The sequence below is a fragment of the Arthrobacter sp. 2MCAF15 genome (genome assembly GCF_052115605.1).
GTDB lineage: Bacteria > Actinomycetota > Actinomycetes > Actinomycetales > Micrococcaceae > Arthrobacter.
In genome coordinates this window covers 423,469-436,635 of the sequence record NZ_JBFRGZ010000003.1, presented here as the reverse complement: position 1 = coordinate 436,635, position 13,167 = coordinate 423,469, and the positions used below count along the sequence as shown (strand labels likewise).

Genomic DNA, 13,167 nt, shown 5'->3' with positions numbered 1-13,167 from the left:
ACACCCGGGTGAGCGTTCCGGCCGGTCAGGTGCGCTTAAGCCTTCTCCGCCGTCGTGACCGTGGTAGCCGCCTCGGCCTCCTTGACCTGCCGGTCGGTCGCGGCCCAGCTGGCCAAGAGATGAAGTGCGTCCTCCGTCGCTGAGCCGGGCTCGGCGGTGTAGACCAGCAGTGACAGGCCGGCGTCGGCCGAGACGTCCAAGGCCTCGAACATCAGGTGCAGTTCCCCGACCACAGGGTGGCGGAAATGCTTGAGGCCCGTGTAGTGCTGGCGGACGTTGTGCGCGGCCCACAGCGTGCGGAATTCCTCGCTGCGGGTCGACAGTTCGCCCACCAGGTCGCTCAGCCCGCGGTCGTAGGGGTCCCGGCCGGCCTCGGTGCGCAGGATCGCGACGGTGTCGTTCGCCGCACGCTCCCAGTCCGGGTAGAAGCTGCGCGAACGGTGGTCCAGGAAGATGAACCGGGCATGGTTCGCGGGGCGGACCGGACCGGCATACATGTCCGAATACAGGGCGTAGCCCAGGGGGTTCGCTGCGATGATGTCCATGCGCCCGTTCCGGACAAACGCCGGCGCGTTGGTGATTGCGTTCAGTGTCAGCTGCACGCTGCGTCGAACGGATTCAGCGGGACGGGGACGACGGCGGGTTCGGCTTCCCGGGGCAGCTGCCCGGGCCAGATCGAAAAGGTGGGCCCGTTCGGCGTCGTCGAGTTGCAGGGCCTTCGCCACAGCATCCAGCACGTTCTCCGAAACCCCTGACAGGTTTCCCCGTTCCAGCCGCGTGTAATACTCGACGCTGACACCGGCCAGCATCGCGACCTCCCCGCGGCGCAACCCCGGGACCCGGCGCTTGGCGCCGTAGACCGGCAGCCCCGACTGCTCGGGGGTGATCTTGGCCCGGCGCGAGGCAAGGAATTCGCGGGTCGCGTCTCGATTGTCCATGCCATCAACGTTAGGCCTTGCCGCCCACTGAGGGAGACCCTGCCAGTACCCCTATCAGCAGGGACTCCCTCTGTGCTGCGATGACGGGTTTGATGGATGGTGTTCCGTTGAACAACCTCCAACGATCAACAAGCAGGAGATTCATTGCTTACCGTCAACGCTTACGCATCACCGTCCGCGATCGAGCCGCTCGCCCTCACCACCATCGAGCGCCGTGACGTGGGCCCGCACGATGTCCTGATCGAGATCAAGTACGCCGGGATCTGCCATTCGGATATCCACACCGTCCGCGGCGACTGGGGTCCGCAGTCCTACCCGCTGGTCCCTGGCCATGAGATCGCCGGGATCGTCACCGAGGTCGGCTCCGCGGTGACCAAGCACACCGTCGGCGACCGCGTCGGCGTCGGCTGCATGGTCAATTCCTGTGGCGAGTGCGTCAACTGCCGGGCCGGCGAGGAACAGTACTGCCTGGCCGGAAACACCGGCACCTACGGCGCCGTCGACCGTGACGGCACCATCACCCAGGGCGGCTACTCCACCCACGTGGTGGTGGCAGAAGACTTCGTGGTCACCATTCCCGAGGGCATCGAGCTCGACGTCGCCGCGCCGCTGCTGTGCGCCGGCATCACCACCTACTCGCCGCTGAACCACTGGGGCGCGGGCCCCGGCAAGAAGGTCGCAATCGTGGGCCTGGGCGGCCTGGGCCACATGGCCGTCAAGATCGCCCACGCCATGGGAGCCGACGTCACTGTCCTGTCCCAGTCGCTGAAGAAGCAGGAAGACGGGCTGCGCCTGGGCGCGGACCACTACTACGCCACGAGCGACGAGAACACCTTCACGGACCTCGCCGGCACCTTTGACCTGATCATCAACACGGTCAGCGCCCCGATCGACATCAGCGCCTACCTGCAGCTGCTCTCCCTCGACGGCGCCCTGGTCAACGTCGGCGCGCCCGCCGAACCGCTTCCCGTCAACGTGTTCTCCCTGATCATGGGCCGCCGTTCCTTCGCCGGCTCGGCCATCGGCGGCATCCGCGAAACCCAGGAAATGCTCAACTTCTGCGCCGAGCACGGCCTGGGCGCCGAGATCGAGGTCATCCCGGCCGCGAAGATCAACGACGCCTACGAGCGCGTCCTGGCCTCCGACGTCCGCTACCGCTTCGTGATCGACACCGCGACCCTGAACTAGGACGCGGCGTCCCGTCGCGTCAGCGAAATAAACACCGAGCACACACCCTGTGAGGAAATGACAGTGGAAATCCAAGCCAAGAAGCCAAGCGTCAAGGGGCCGGCGCAGATGTTCACCGGCGACGTCTGGTTTGACGTCATCGCGGCCCCGCAGCCCGAACCGTCCCGCATGCGCGTCAACGCGGTGCACTTCGCCCCGTGCGCCCGCACGGCCTGGCACTCGCACGCCGTCGGGCAGACCCTGCACGTCACCGAAGGCGTCGGCCTGATCCAGGCGCGCGGCGGCGAGGTGACCGTGATCCGCCCCGGCGACACGATCTACACGCCCCCGGGCGAATGGCACTGGCACGGCGCCGCGCCGGAGCATTTCATGACCCACCTCGCGATGTGGGAAGCTCCCGTCGACGGCGCCGAGTCAGAGTGGGGCGACCTCGTCACCGACGAGGAATACAACGGCACCAAATAACACGGCTGAGCTAAAACCGCCGGCACTGCCGGTGTGGAGCCCAACCGCCCCTGAGGGGCCGGGCCCGCACCGGCACGCCGGGGGGTTTTGCGCGGTTGCTGCCTGGCCGGAGGTTTAACGGGCGGCGGGTCGGCCCCCCCGAAAGCCGGGCGCTTTAGGCGGTGCCGCGGCTAGGACCCCGGCGCGGCCGGTACGATCCAGAAACCCGCGACTTCACCGGTCCCGGGTCCGGTCATGGCGCGTTCGGCCTGGGCATGCACCGGGCCGGCCGCAAGGTTCACCTGTGCTTGCGTGGCCTTCCCGCATTCGATGGTCAGTTCAAGGTTCCCGCCGTCCCGAAGTTCGTCCTGGGAGATCGAAATATAGCCTTTAGGCGCGCCCATGCAGGCGGCCGTCACCGTATAGGTCCCCTTCGCCAGCGCGCTGACCGACTTGCGCACTCCCGCGCCGCCCATCCCGCCGGCACCTTCCAGGACGATCCCGTCCGGCCGGGCACCGAGCACTGCTTCGAGCTCATCCAAGTTGCGCGTCTCCACGGTGGCGATATCCGGGCCCGCCGGGACCGGCGGAGGTGCGGCCCGGCCGGTCCTGCTGGGGGCCGCCGTCGGCTCCGTTACGTCGTCGGGATACTCACACCCGGCCAGGCCCGCTGCCGTGCCCGCCACTCCCAGCAGCAGCACCGCGGCGCGTATCCAGCGGGTTCCCTGGCCGGCTGCCCCGCCGAATCGCCTGCGCCGTGACTCCCGCTGTGATTTGCCCAGTGGCTTCCCCAGTGACATGCCCCGAGCCTACTGGCAACCGGGGCTATCGGTGCTGAAAGGAGAAGGCTGTCACGTAGTAGATCGTGGACGCGAGGGCCAGTGCGGCGAGGCTGTAACCGATCACGAGGGCGGTGAGCGCCAGCCCGCGTCCCCTCTCCCCGCGCAGACTGATCTGGTTGAGCGACGCATGCCCGGCACCGACGGCGAAGACGGCGAGAACCGCCACGCCCGCGACGGTGCCGAGTACCGCCAGTGCGGCCAACGCCAGCGAGGCAACAGCCAGACGGTTAATGCGCGTGCCCTGACGCATTTGCAGCTCAGGCAATCCCATGTGGCCCTCGATTCACGTAGTTGGACCGAGTCTAGCCCCCGGCCCACAGCGGGCGCGGCGCCATGGATGCGCGGCCCGTCCGGTGTTGGTGGGGTGGGATCGTGCGTTCGGGAGATTGCGGTGGGGGACGCGGCAGGGGAATTACTGCCCCGGCGCCCGGTACGACGGCGTCTTGCTGACCGCCTCGTCGAGGTCCTCCGGCGTCATGAGCGGCTTAAGGTGCAGGTCCACCGCCCCGGTGGAATTGATCATCAGCGACAGTGCGACAGCGCTGGACTGCTCGGGGATGTCGAAGACCCCCACGACATCGGTCTCGCCGAAGGCGTAGTAGAAGCTGTCGAGTGAGCCGCCCACCGATTTGAGGGCTTCGACAACCGCGTCACGCCGCTTGGTGCCGCCCTCCCGCATGAGGCCCTTGATACCGTCGCCAACGTAGTTCGCTTCGAACAGATATTTGCTCATGGTCATTTTCCTATCCTGTGACGCCCAGGACGTCGGCCTCCCGAATGCATGGCCGCTCCCGACGGAAGGTCCGGGGCTGGTCCCCAGAGTGGGGCTCTGCCCACATGCTAGGCCTTCCGCTGCACCCGTACAACGGTTCATTTGCAGGCCTCAGCGGCGCTGCGGGCAGTCCGGCCCTACCGCTGCCCGGGGGGGCAGGAACATAATCGCGGTATCAACCCCGTACGGACAATGGAGGCGATCGACGTGTCTGTTTATACGCTTGGAATCTGGCTGGTGCATCCCGGTCGCGAGAACGATTTTGTGCAGGCCTGGCGGGATCTGGCCAGGAAAACGAAGGAGGATTTTCCCAACGCGAAGGCCGTGCTGATGCACGACCGCGACGTCAAGAACCGGTTCATCAGCACCGGTCCGTGGGATTCCCTGGAACAGATTGAGCAGTGGCGGGATTCCGCACTTTTCAAGCAGAGCGTCGAGGCAATGAATGACATGCTGGAGCATTTCGAGTCACGCACCCTGGACGAGGCAGCAAGTATCGGCTGGGACGCAACCGACATGTGACGTCCCGCAGGCTAGCCGGCCTGGAGCGCCTCATAGACGGCGGCCAGCAACACATCGTTCCGGCCCCAGACGGGATCGAAGATTTCCACGTACCAGGCATCCGCAAGGACCAGGGCCAACGTCTCATTGGACTCCGCCGCCCAGTCCCGGAGCTGGTCTTCGCCGTCGGGCCCCTCGCTGCTCCCCAGCACAGTGACGACGGCGTCGTCCTGCACGGTCACCGGGATGGAGGCGCTGCTCGCCTCGCCAGGGGCATGGGCGACCGTCACCAGGCCGCTCCGGGTGGACAGCGCCAGGAGCGCCGATGCCGTCTCCGGGCTGCAGAATGCCGTCACGTAGGCGCGCTGCGCGAGGCCACCGACCTGAACACCGGGCTGCGATTCCTTGGTGAAGAGCCCGTTCCGGTTGAGCCGGGCAAGCTCTCCGGCGATCGCCGAGGTCTCGTCGTCGAACCCGGGCGTGAAAACTCCCGGCTGGTATTCGCTGTTGCCCTCCAGCCAGCGGGCGGTCAGTTCGCCTGCTGCCGGGATGGTGGTGGCCTGCCGCCAGACTTCGCGGTCCGCGAGAAGCCGGCCGAAGCTGTCCCGTTCCGTCGTGAACCTGTCCTCTGACATTCAGGCCTCCTTTGCGGCGGGCGGCGGGGTGGGCGGCGGCGTGGGCTGGGGCGTGGTTTCCGCTGTGGAATGGGGTGTGGGCTGCGTCTGCGGGGCGTGATGCTGCAGGAGCAGGGACAGCCGTTCGCAGCTGACCCGGAGCGCCTCCAGTTCACGCCGGCTGTAGTCCTCGATGATCGCGTTGACCCGCCCGGCGAGGTCCTCGTCGTCGACCTCGAACTCATGGTGCAGCGTGACCTCGGTGAGCCCGTCGGCCGGCCGGACCTCCCAGTCGCCGCCTAGTTCCCGGAGCGGGGTTTCGAGTTCCAGCTGGTGGAACTCGGCACGGTGGCTGGAGGCATCGAACACGCGCCAGCTGTGGCTTGAACTGAGCGAGCCGTTGGAAACAACCGACGTACGGAGCTCGTGGGCCACGTCGTCGCCGCTGACACGCTCGGAGTAAACCGTCAGTCCGTCGAGGTACGGCCAGTGCGAGGCATCGCGCAACATGCTGAAGACAAGGTCGGCCGGTGCGTTGATGCTGAGCCGGTGCGTGGTCCGGTGCGTCCTCTGGTGCGTGCTCACTGACAAGTTCATCCCTCCTTTGTCGTGCTGTCACCGTGCAGGTCTTCTTAGCAGGCTAGGCCAGTTGGGGCCCGCCGGGAACAATTCCGTCCCCCCGCGTCACGCAGGGCAATCTTCGGTAACACTGGGGCCTCCGCCGGCCGCTTCCGTGGACGCCGGATGAACAGGTATTACCGCCTGTATCCCTTGGTTTCACCGGGTTTCACGGCGCTTTGACCGGGTTTCCGGCGCCCCGGATAGTTGCTGGCATCAGCACCACAGACCACCCCTTTCAAGGAGAATACATGTCCGGTCTTTCATTCAAGTCAGGCGTCAGCCTCGCGTTGGCGGCCAGCGCCGTCCTGGGCCTTGCGGCCTGCTCCGATCCCGGTGCCGCCGCTGCCGGCGGCACTGCGGCGGCGCCGTCGTCCTCCTCTGGTGTGAAGCAGTTCAACCTCTCGCCGCAGCAGGACCGGATCAAGGCAACGGTGGATTCCGCGGCCGCCGCGCTGGTCCCGGAGGCCGTAAAGAAGGACGGGAAACTGACGGTGGCTGTGAGTCCGTTCGCCGCGCCGCTGGCCGTTTACGCCACTGACAACAAGACCCCGGTGGGCAACGAGGTGGATCTCGCCGTCGCACTGGCCGAGTCGCTGGGCCTAGAAGCGGACATTGTCCCCACCGCGTGGGCCGACTGGCCGCTCGGGGTCGATTCCGGCAAGTACGAGGCGGTGCTGTCCAACGTCACCGTCACGGAGGAGCGCAAGCTCAAGTTCGACTTCGCCAGTTACCGCGAGGACAAGCTCGGCTTCTACGCCAAGGCGGACAGCAGCGTCACCAAGGTCGAATCGGCCCCGGACGTCGCCGGCAAGCGCGTGATCGTAGGCTCGGGCACCAACCAGGAAGCGATCCTGCTGCGCTGGGATGAGGAGAACAAGAAGAACGGGCTCAAGCCCGTGGAATTCCAGTATTACGACGACGACTCCGCGTCCCAGCTGGCCATCCAGTCCGGGCGGGCGGACCTCACCTTCGGCCCCAACGCCACGGCAGCCTACAAGGCGTCCTCCGACGCCAAGACCAAGCTGGTGGGACTGGTGGACGGTGGCTGGCCGCTGAAGGCCAGCATCGCCGCCACCACCAAGAAGGGCAACGGATTGGCCGCCGCGGCCCAGGCGGGGCTGAACCACCTGATCCAGGACGGCACCTACGCCAAGATCCTGGACCGCTGGGGGCTGTCCGCGGAGGCCGTGGCGAAGTCGGAGCTGAACCCGGCCGGCCTGCCGAAGAAGTAGCCAGCCAATCGATTGCTCCGTAACCGCCCTTCTGGGGGCTGAAAACGGCGGTTACGGAGCAATCGATGGTGCTGAAGCCAAAGAATCCCCGCCGGGAACGTCTCCGGCGGGGATTTCTTTGTGGCTGCGTGCTGATTCTGGAAAGTCGGTTGTTCCGTAACTGCCGTTATGGGCGCTGAAAACGGCAGTTACGGAGCAATCGATGGTGTTTGGACCTGAGCTTCCCTAGGCCTGTGCTGGGACGGAGTTGGCCTCGGCGACGGCGGCTGTGCGCACCGGGGTGGACAGGCCCAGGTTCTCCCGCAGTGTGCTGCCCGCGTACTCCGTTGGGTACACGCCGCGTTCCTGCAGCTCCGGGACCAGGTGGGTGACGATGTCATCGAGTCCGGACGGGATGAGCCACGGCGAGATGTTGAAGCCGTCGACGGCGCCGGTGCGGGCGTATTCGGCCAGCCGGTCAGCGACCTCGATGTAGGAGCCGGTGAAGGTGGAGTCGCCCCGGCTGGTCTTGGCCGAGACGAACTCGCGGATGGACAGGCCCTTTTCCTTGGCTTCGGCGCGCCACTGGTCGGCCAGTTGGCGGGCCTTGGCGCCGTGGAAGCCGCTGCCGCGGGTTTCGGAGGTTTCTTCCACCACGGGATCGATCTCCGGCAGCGGTCCGTCGGGATCGTAGCCCTGCAGTTCCCGGCCCCAGAACTGCTCGAGGTACGCGATGGCCTGCTGCGGGCCAATCTGCAAGCTGCGGACCCAGGCCTTCTTCTCGAGGGCCTCCTGCGGCGTTGCGGCGAGGATGAACTCGCTGGCGGGCATGATCTTCACATCGTTGGCGCCCCGGCCGGCCCGGAGCGTGCGCTCCACGATGTCGCGGCGGAACGCCAGTGCGTCCTCCAGCTGCGGGTGAGCGGAGAAGATAACGTCCGCCTGGCGGGCGGCGAAGTCCCGGCCCGCGGGCGAATCTCCGGCCTGGAACAGCACCGGGCGGTACTGGGCGCTGCGCGGCAGCCGCGGGGTGACGTCCACGGTGTAATGCTGGCCCGCGTGGCGCACCCGGCGGACGGCACCCTTAGCCGACCACCGGGGCGCCGAGGCTGACGGGGCGATGGCGGCGTCGTCCCACGCATCCCAGATCCGCTTGGCCGTTTCCACGAAGGCCTCGGCATGGGTGTACCGGTCCGCGTGGTCCAGGTAGCCGCCGCGGCGGAAGTTGGCGCCGGTCCAGGCGTTGTCTGTGGTGACGATGTTCCAGGCCGCGCGGCCGCCAGAGAGCAGATCCAACGTGGAGAGCCTGTGGGCCAGGTCTGCGGGGTCGTTGTAGGTGGTGTTCTGGGTTGCGACCAGACCGATCTTCGTGGTCACCGCGGCGAGGGCCGCCAGCGCCGTCTGTGCGTCGGGGCGGCCGGCGACGTCGAGCGCGTGCGGGCGGCCGAGGTGCTCGCGCAGCCTCAGGCCCTCGCCGAGGAAGAACGCCGCGAACAGGCCGCGCTCGGCAGTCTGCGCGATGCGACGGAACGACTCGAAGTCGGTCTGGGAGCCGGACTCGGCCGCCTTCCAGACGGTCCCGGAGTTGACGCCCTGGAAGAAGACGCCCAGCTGGAGCTGGCCGGACGGTTTGAATTCAGAGTGCGTGAATTCGGTGGCGGGGTTGGTGCTCTGGCTCATGATGGGCTCCTTAGTTTTCCTGGCCGGCGGCGCTGGTTGCGGCACTTGCCCCGGCGGCATAGCGGCTGGCGGGCCGCGCCAGCCCCAGCTGATCGCGGAAGGTGGCGTCCGGGGTGTTGGCGGCCAGGAGCCCGCGCCGGCGCAGCTCAGGCAGCACCCGCTGCGAGAGTTCCTCGATATCCGTGTCCAGCACGGCCGGGTGCAGCCGGACGCCGTCGGCCCAGGCCAGCACCTCGGTGAGCAGCTCGGTCAGCTCGGCCGCCGTTCCGACGAACCGCGCCCGCGGGCTTTGCCACACCGCGTGGCTGTCCAGTCCGGCCAGCCTGTCGGCGGCGGCCTGGCCGCGGGAGTCCAGCACGACGTCGAGCTCGGCGATCAGCGCAGGCTCGCTCCCGCCGGCGGCGAGTCCTGCCCGCGTCTCCGCGAGCTCGGCGGCCAGCAGCTCGGGAGCCGGGGCCGAGACCAGGAGCGCATCGGCTGCCCCGGCCGCGACTGCCTCCGGGCTGAGGAGCCCGGCCGGGGCCAGCACCGGAAGCTGGCCCTGGAGCGGCCGCGGAATGATCGACGGTCCCTTGACGGAATAGTTGCCGTTGTCGACGTCGATGTAGTGCAGCTTGTCGACGTCGAGGTAGCGCCCGGTGGCGACGTCACGGATCACGGCGTCGTCCTCCCAGGAGTCCCAGAGTCCGCGGCTGACCTCGATCGAATCGGCGGCCTCCCGGCCGAGCCCGTTCCCGCGCACAGTGTCCCGTCCGACGGCGGCGGCATCGGCGGCACTGGTGGAGGAGGCCACTAGCCAGCCCGCCCGGCCGCCTGAAACGTAGTCCAGGCTGGCCAGCTGGGTTGAGACGTGGAATGGCTCCGTGTAAACCGTGTCCACCTCCGGAATGAGGGCGAGGGAGCGCGTTACGGGACCGGCGAACGCGGCGCGCTGCAGGGCGTTGAGCCGGGCTGCCGTGTCGGGACGCTGTCCCGGCTGGTCGGGCTGGCCCGGCAAGGCTTCCGGAAGGCCGGGGTCGGAAAATGTCGCCGCGTGGAACCCGGCAGACTCGGCGGCGAGGACGGTGCCGCGGAGGTGTTCCGGGGTCAACACGGAGGCGGGTGCCGTGCGGGAAAACCGCCACGCGGACGGGTGGCTGCCGGCGCCGTCCAGCTCCAGCAGCAGGAGGCCGCGACCCCGGGGCTCGTTTTTGGTGGGCTGAGTGCTCATGAGGCGTCCTGACGTTCGTGGGGGATCTGCTCGCCGGCTTCGATGGCCACCGGCAGGCGGTTCTCGGCCGGCGGAAGCGGGCACGTGGCGAGGTCGGTGTAGGCGCACGGCAGGTTCACGGCCCGGTTGAAGTCGAGCAGGACCGTGCCGTCGGCGCGCGGTGCCGGGACGGTGAGCGAGCGGTTGGCCGCATAGGTGGTCTTGCCCGACGTCGCGTCCGTGAACAGCACGGACAGCGTCCCAGGTGCGTGGCCGTTGAAGGCGGTGAGGCTCAGGTCCTCACCGTGCAGCCGGAAGCGGATTTCCCCCGGCGCCTCGTAGACGTGCTGGATTCCCTCGACCGCCGCGCCCACGGTGGTGGCCCGTGGTTCGGCGAACGGAACAAATATTCCGAAAACGGCATATTCGGTGCTGGGGGCGTAGGCCGGCGTGCCGCGGTAGCCTGTGAGCAATGGGTTCAGGGGATGCCGCGGCCGCACGACATAGCGGCCGCCGCGTTTGGCGAGCTCGATCACCGTGTGCCCGGCGCCGTCGTCCTCCACGCGCAGATTCAGGCCCTCGCGCTCGGGAACCGGGCCGAGAAACACGGTGGCCCCCGTCCCGTCGGGGTTTAGTTCCTGCCCGTCACGGAGGACGCGTTCGCCTGCCCCCAAAACCAAGCGGACGGCGTCGTCCTCAACGCTCCACGTGCCCGGCGCGCCGTCCAGCCGGGCGGGTGCGGAGTCCAGCCAGTGCAGGTGCGTGACGGCGAGGAAGCCGTGGGGGTCGGCGCGGTGCCGTTCGTGCGCGGCGTGCCAGTCCGCCCAGACGGCTTCGAATGCACGGGCGGCTTCGAATTCCCGCTCGGCGCTGAATTCCCGCTCGGCGCCGCTGCCGGGAATGGTCCGGCTCTCCGGGGTACCGGCGCCCGGGAATTCCAGGTCAGAGCGGCCGTCGGTGTCAGTGGGTGTAGACATGGGAGCTCCTGTGCTTGTTGTGGTCGGCGGCGACGCGGGCCGCGGCGTCGGGTTCGGTTGAGCCGGCTGCCTCAGGGCGGCCGGCGTACGGGTCGCCGTCGGCCCACAGCGTGGTCGGCGCTGCGGCGCGGACGGCCGGAATGACCTCGAGGGCGAAGCGTTCCAGGATGTCCAGCTGCTGGCCGAAGGGCAGGGTGGTGGGCAGGGAGATCGACTGCAGGTCGTGGCCGTAGAGCGCGTGGTAGCTGAGGATCTTCTCGATCACCTGCTCCGGGCTGCCCACCAGGGCCGGGCCTTCGGCGACCGCGTGGTCGATGTCCCGGTAGGGGGAGTTGTTGCCGGGGACGTTCCGCCCGGTCGTGAGGGCCTCGTAGACCGGGCCGAACTGCCGCTTGGCCTCCTGAGTGGTGTCCGCGAGGAACACCCCGCCTGCGCCGGAGCCGGAGCCGAGGTACTGGTGCCGGGGATCGTGGCCGTGGCGGTCGTATTCTTCGCGGTAGTGATCGATCAGAACCTTGTAGTTCTCGCGGGGCTGGATCGCGTTGGCAGTGAACAGCGGATCGCCCCACTGTGCCGCCAGGGCCGCCGAGGCGAGGCTGGTGGCGGATCCGTGCCACACCCGGGGCGCTCCGGCGAAGGGCCGCGGCGTTGTGGTGGTGGGCTCGGTCAGCGCGGAGCGGAACCTCCCGGACCACGTGACGTTCTCCTCGGTCCAGAGCCGCCGAAGCAGCCCGTACTTTTCCGCCAGGAGCTCCCACTGGTCCGCCAGGTCCAGGCCGAACAGCGGGTACTGCAGCACCTCGTTGCCCTTGCCGATCACCAGTTCCAGCCGGCCGCGGCTGAGCTGGTCGATCGTGGCGTAGTCCTCCGCGACCCGCACCGGATCCAGCACGGAGAGCACGGTCACGCCGCTTTGGAGCCGGATCTTGGTGGTGACCGCGGCGATGGCCGCGAGCACGGTGGTGGGGGAGGAGGAGATGAACTCGCCCGCGTGGCGTTCCCCCACCGAGAAGCTGTCGTAGCCGAGTTCTTCGGCCCGGCGCGCGGTCTCCACCACCTGGTTGAGCCGGTCCGCGGTGGAGACGATTTCCCCGGTGACGGGGTTCTTCAGGTGCGGGATGATGTCGAGGACCTGGAACTTCACTGTGTTTTCCCTGCGGGCGCAGTCCCGAAGTTGGCCTCGGTGACGGTCTTGGACTCCGGAAGTGCTTCTTCGGAGAGTCCCCAGCGGTCCAGGACCTTGGCGTAGGAGCCGTCCTTGATTGCGGAGTTCAGCGCGTCCGTGATGGCCGGGGCCAGGCCGTTGCCCTTCAGCGTGGTGGCCGCGACCAGGGTCTCGGACGGCCAGCCGGCGTTGACCTTGCCCACCACCTTGAGGTCGTCCCGGGTGTTTTCGCGGTACGTGACAGACGGGTAGGGCGCGAGGTTCAGGTCGGTGCGCCCGGAAGACAGTGCCAGGATGGTGTCGGCGTCGGAGGAGTAGTACTGCAGCGCCGCCGGTGCCTTGCCCTTGGCCTCCAGCTCCTTGTTCCAGGCGATCAGGATCTTCTCCTGGTTGGTGCCCGATCCCACCGAGATCTTCAGGCCGGAGATGTCGTCGGAGCCCTTGATGTTGTAGCTGGAGCTCTTCTTGGCCTCGAAGCCCATGTACGCGGCGCGGTAGCTGGAGAAGTCGAAGAGCTTCACCCGGGCGGCGTTGATGCCCACGTTGGAGAACACGGCCTCGAAGTCGCCGGACTGGGTCTTCAGCGGCCAGTTCTCCCAGGAGGTCACCTGGACATCCAGCGTCAGGCCCAGCTTGTCCGCGACCAGCTGGGCCAGGTCCACCTCGACGCCGATCGGGGTCTTGTCGTCCGTGGCGTGGAAGGACAACGGAATCGCGCCTGCGGTGGTGGCTACGGTCAGCTTGCCGTCCTTGCCGATCAGCTCGGGCACCTCGGCGGCCAGGGCCGCATCCTTCGTCGCCCGGATCCGCTGTTGGTCCGGTGAGGTGTTGTAGACGACGCCGTTGCGTGCCGCCGTCGTAGCCGGCTGCCCTCCTGAAGCGGCGGAAGCGCCGGGATCTGAGCAGGAGGTCAGGGCCAGCGAGCCGGACAGGGCACCGATGAGGACGACGGCGGGAAGCGCCGAACGCTTCCGCCGGGGACCAGTACTGGGGCGGGCGGAGCGGAGGGCGGTGCGGATTGCCAT

15 protein-coding genes are annotated in these 13,167 nt (G+C 68.0%); 4 read left to right on the top strand and 11 right to left on the bottom strand.

What is annotated here, in order from left to right:
- Positions 1-35: 35 nt before the first annotated feature.
- Positions 36-938: a helix-turn-helix transcriptional regulator gene (locus AB4089_RS05680; protein WP_441408305.1), complete on the bottom strand. Its 903-nt coding sequence runs from the start codon at positions 936-938 to the stop codon at positions 36-38.
- A 144-nt stretch (positions 939-1,082) separates the two neighbouring features.
- On the opposite strand from AB4089_RS05680, the gene AB4089_RS05675 reads away from it, so the two are divergent.
- Both AB4089_RS05675 and AB4089_RS05670 read left to right on the top strand, forming a co-directional pair.
- On the top strand, positions 1,083-2,126 hold the full coding sequence (locus tag AB4089_RS05675) for an NAD(P)-dependent alcohol dehydrogenase (protein ID WP_441408304.1): 1,044 nt from the start codon (positions 1,083-1,085) through the stop codon (positions 2,124-2,126).
- A 57-nt stretch (positions 2,127-2,183) separates the two neighbouring features.
- Positions 2,184-2,591, top strand: a complete 408-nt coding sequence (locus AB4089_RS05670; RefSeq protein WP_441408303.1) for a (R)-mandelonitrile lyase — start codon at positions 2,184-2,186, stop codon at positions 2,589-2,591.
- A 170-nt stretch (positions 2,592-2,761) separates the two neighbouring features.
- On the opposite strand, the gene AB4089_RS05665 is transcribed toward AB4089_RS05670, so the two are convergent.
- The 3 genes from AB4089_RS05665 to AB4089_RS05655 all read right to left on the bottom strand — a co-directional run bounded on the left by AB4089_RS05665 (position 2,762) and on the right by AB4089_RS05655 (position 4,145).
- Positions 2,762-3,370, bottom strand: a complete 609-nt coding sequence (locus AB4089_RS05665; RefSeq protein ID WP_441408302.1) for a hypothetical protein — start codon at positions 3,368-3,370, stop codon at positions 2,762-2,764.
- 25 nt (positions 3,371-3,395) lie between these two features.
- Positions 3,396-3,683, bottom strand: coding sequence for a DUF4190 domain-containing protein (locus tag AB4089_RS05660; RefSeq protein ID WP_441408301.1), 288 nt, complete (start codon positions 3,681-3,683; stop codon positions 3,396-3,398).
- A gap of 141 nt (positions 3,684-3,824) precedes the next feature.
- Complete coding sequence (locus AB4089_RS05655; protein WP_441408300.1) at positions 3,825-4,145, bottom strand: GYD domain-containing protein; 321 nt, start codon at positions 4,143-4,145, stop codon at positions 3,825-3,827.
- A 231-nt stretch (positions 4,146-4,376) separates the two neighbouring features.
- On the opposite strand from AB4089_RS05655, the gene AB4089_RS05650 reads away from it, so the two are divergent.
- Positions 4,377-4,706, top strand: coding sequence for an antibiotic biosynthesis monooxygenase (locus AB4089_RS05650; protein WP_441408299.1), 330 nt, complete (start codon positions 4,377-4,379; stop codon positions 4,704-4,706).
- 11 nt (positions 4,707-4,717) lie between these two features.
- Here AB4089_RS05650 and AB4089_RS05645 read toward each other — a convergent pair whose 3' ends face one another.
- Complete coding sequence (locus tag AB4089_RS05645) at positions 4,718-5,320, bottom strand: DUF6919 domain-containing protein (RefSeq protein WP_441408298.1); 603 nt, start codon at positions 5,318-5,320, stop codon at positions 4,718-4,720.
- Entirely contained in the window at positions 5,321-5,884 is a 564-nt protein-coding gene (locus AB4089_RS05640; protein WP_441408297.1) for an SRPBCC family protein, read from the bottom strand.
- Positions 5,885-6,168: 284 nt separating this feature from the next.
- Between AB4089_RS05640 and AB4089_RS05635 the strand changes: the two genes are divergently transcribed.
- Entirely contained in the window at positions 6,169-7,152 is a 984-nt protein-coding gene (locus tag AB4089_RS05635; RefSeq protein WP_441408296.1) for an ABC transporter substrate-binding protein, read from the top strand.
- A 225-nt stretch (positions 7,153-7,377) separates the two neighbouring features.
- On the opposite strand, the gene AB4089_RS05630 is transcribed toward AB4089_RS05635, so the two are convergent.
- Genes AB4089_RS05630 through AB4089_RS05610 form a run of 5 tightly spaced genes read right to left on the bottom strand, consistent with a single transcriptional unit; the run spans position 7,378 to position 13,167 of the window.
- On the bottom strand, positions 7,378-8,811 hold the full coding sequence (locus AB4089_RS05630; protein WP_441408295.1) for an NtaA/DmoA family FMN-dependent monooxygenase: 1,434 nt from the start codon (positions 8,809-8,811) through the stop codon (positions 7,378-7,380).
- A gap of 10 nt (positions 8,812-8,821) precedes the next feature.
- Positions 8,822-10,021: an LLM class flavin-dependent oxidoreductase gene (locus tag AB4089_RS05625; RefSeq protein WP_441408294.1), complete on the bottom strand. Its 1,200-nt coding sequence runs from the start codon at positions 10,019-10,021 to the stop codon at positions 8,822-8,824.
- A complete protein-coding gene (locus AB4089_RS05620; RefSeq protein ID WP_441408293.1) occupies positions 10,018-10,977 on the bottom strand; it encodes a DUF1684 domain-containing protein in 960 nt (319 codons plus the stop codon). The genes AB4089_RS05625 and AB4089_RS05620 overlap by 4 nt, the downstream gene beginning before the upstream one ends.
- On the bottom strand, positions 10,961-12,121 hold the full coding sequence (locus tag AB4089_RS05615; RefSeq protein WP_441408292.1) for an LLM class flavin-dependent oxidoreductase: 1,161 nt from the start codon (positions 12,119-12,121) through the stop codon (positions 10,961-10,963). The genes AB4089_RS05620 and AB4089_RS05615 overlap by 17 nt, the downstream gene beginning before the upstream one ends.
- Positions 12,118-13,167, bottom strand: a complete 1,050-nt coding sequence (locus AB4089_RS05610) for an ABC transporter substrate-binding protein (RefSeq protein ID WP_441408291.1) — start codon at positions 13,165-13,167, stop codon at positions 12,118-12,120. The genes AB4089_RS05615 and AB4089_RS05610 overlap by 4 nt, the downstream gene beginning before the upstream one ends.